2 protein-coding genes are annotated in these 2,727 nt (G+C 71.7%); one reads left to right on the forward strand and one right to left on the reverse strand.

The genetic code is table 11. The features are described from left to right. The first annotated feature begins 293 nt into the window (after window positions 1–293). A complete protein-coding gene (locus VIB55_RS15185; RefSeq protein ID WP_331877506.1) occupies window positions 294–470 on the forward strand; it encodes a hypothetical protein in 177 nt (58 codons plus the stop codon). An 86-nt stretch (window positions 471–556) separates the two neighbouring features. On the opposite strand, the gene VIB55_RS15190 is transcribed toward VIB55_RS15185, so the two are convergent. Then, the coding region (locus VIB55_RS15190) for a S16 family serine protease (RefSeq protein WP_331877507.1) at window positions 557–2,727 on the reverse strand (2,171 nt) is incomplete at its 5' end.

The raw sequence follows: 2,727 nt of genomic DNA on the forward strand, positions 1-2,727 counted from the left end.
GCCATGATCCCCAAGAATACGGAAATTATCCCATTTAGTACGCTCTGGCGCAATGAACTTCTCCAGACGATTCCTGCGTTTTTCACACCGCTGGCCTCTTAGGAACGCTCCTGAACGCCGAGGAGATTGCTTGTGCGGGCCGCGTGCGGGGCCCGTGCGGATCGCGTCACCGCCCGTGCGAGATGCGTGCGGAACGCGTGCGGGCGGCGGGCTAGAGTGGGGGCGCGCCGACCTTCCCGGCCCGCGCGAATGCGGGGGCCGGGCCGGCGCGAACCCCCTGTATAGGAGCCATCATGATCCGCGGAACCCTTCTCGCCGCCCTGCTGCTCGCCGCCGCCGCATGCGGCGACACCGCCCCCACCGCCCCCGTCGCACTCCCGGAGGCCGCCTCCATGGACGACGCGCCCCCGCCGCCCCCGGTGGCCGACACCACCAACCGCGGTGGCGGAACCCTGGGCTCGGGCTCCTGATCCGTCGACGGGGCCTGAACACCGGCGAGGGAGCGGGTCCGCACGGGCCCGCTCCCTCGCTTTTTTCGTGGCGGATCGGGTTCGTGCTACCGTTCGGCGTCGCGCGCGGCCTGGCGCTCGGGAAGGCGCGAAGCGTGGGGCGCCTCGCCCTCCACCTCCGCGCGCGGGCCGCGGCGCGGCTCGCCCAGCAGCGCCAGGTCGAACACCTGGTCCATCCGCTCCACCTTGTGGAACGTCATGCGGCCCCTCACGTCGGGGGGAACGTCGCGCAGGTCGCGCTCGTTCCCCGCGGGAAGGATCACCTCGGTGATCCCCGCCCGGTACGCCGCCAGCACCTTTTCCTTGACGCCGCCGATCTCCATGATCTTTCCGCGCAGCGTCACCTCGCCCGTCATGGCCTGGTCATGCCGCACGGGGCGGTCGGAGAGGGACGACGCCAGGGCCAGCGTGACGGCGGCGCCGGCGCTGGGACCGTCCTTCGGGGTGGCGCCCACGGGAAAGTGCACGTGGATGTCGTACTCGCTGAAGGTGTCGCGCGGTATGCCCAGCTCCTCCGCCCGGGACCGCACGTAGCTGAAGGCCGCGTTCACCGACTCTCGCATTACGTCACCCAGGAGGCCGGTGATCACCAGGCGCCCCGTGCCGGGCATCTTCAGCGCCTCGATGAACATCAGCTCGCCCCCCGAGGCCGTCCACGCCAGGCCGGTGACCACCCCCACCTCCGGGCGGATCTCTGCCGGGGTGGTGGACCATTGCGGAAACCCGAGCACCGCCTCGATCGTTTCGCGCGTCACCGTCCAGTGAGCGGCCTCTCCGTCGGCCTTCTGCCGGGCGATGAAGCGCAGGATGGCCGACAGCGACCGGCGCAGGTTGCCGACGCCCGCGTCGCGCGCGTACCCACGGGTCAGGAAGAGCAGCGTCTCGTCGGAGATCTCTACCTCGCCCGCCTTCAGCCCGTGCTCCTCGACGATGCGGGGGAGCAGCCAGTCACGGGCGATGGCGATCTTTTCCTCGGGCGTGTAGCCGGCGATGCGGATCTCGATGAAGTGGTCGCGCAGGTCGCGCGGGATGCGGTAGAAGTCGCCCGCCGAGCCGATGAAGAACGTCTCCGAGAGGTCGAAGGGCACGTCCAGGTACAGGTCGGAAAAGGCATCGCGGTTGTCGTTGTCCAGCATCTCCTCCATCGCCTCCACCGGATCGCCCTCCACGTTCCCCAGCCCGATCTCGTCCAGCTCCTCCAGCAGGAACACGGGATTCTTGACCCCCGCGTCGGCGATCAGCTGCATGACCTTGCCGATCTGCGCGCCCGTGCGGGTGCGCCGGGTTCCGAACAGCTGCGCCGCGCCGCGTCCACCCAGCTCCAGCCGCACCACGGGGCGCTCCAGGGCCCGGCCGATGGCCATCGCCAGCGTGCGCTTTCCCACCCCCGGCGGGCCGACGATGCAGGGGATGGGGCCGCGCAGGTCGCCCCGCAGGGCGGCGACGGCCAGCACCTCGAGCAGGCGCTGCTTTCCCTCGTCCATCCCCAGGTGCTCCTGCGCGAACGCCTCTTCCACGGCCGCCAGGTCGATGCGTCCGTCCCCCGCCCGCTTGTTCCAGGGGATGGAGATCAGCGCCTCCAGGTAGGTGCGGATTTCCGCGGCCTCCTGGGCCGTGGTGCTGGTGGACCGCAGCCGCTCGGCCTCGCGCCGGGCGACGGCGGCGGGGCGCGAGGGGAGGCGCGCCATCTCCAGCCGGCGCAGCATCTCGTCGGCCTCGCGTTCGACTGGGTCCACCTCGCCCAGCTCGGCCTGCAGCGCCTGGATGCGCTTGCGGATGTCGGCGGTGCGGTCGCGGGTGGAGCGCGGCTGCCCCTCGCCCTCCGCGGCCGCCTCGCCCGGCGCCACGGCCGCCTCCACCTCGCGGGCGCGGTCCCACGCCTGCTCCACGCTGCGGAGCACCAGCGCCAGCCGCCGCGCCACGTCCAGCTCCTGCAGGACGGCGTCGCGGTCCGGAAGCCGCAGGTTGCACAGGGTGGCCGCCAGGTCGGCGAAGCGGCCGGGGTCGCCCAGGTTCATGCGCAGGATGCGCGGCACCTCGTCGGGCACGCGGTCCACCTTGGCCGAAAGGCCGGCGACGGTGGTGAGGATGCGCTCCACCACGGGCTCGGCCGCGTCGGGGGAGAGCTGCGTCTCCTCCACGGCGCGCACGCGGGCGGTGTAGAAGCCGTCCTCGAAGCGCACGTCTTCCAGGTGAATGCGCTTGAGCCCCTGCAGGG

It is taken from the genome of Longimicrobium sp. (assembly GCF_036554565.1).
Lineage (GTDB): Bacteria > Gemmatimonadota > Gemmatimonadetes > Longimicrobiales > Longimicrobiaceae > Longimicrobium.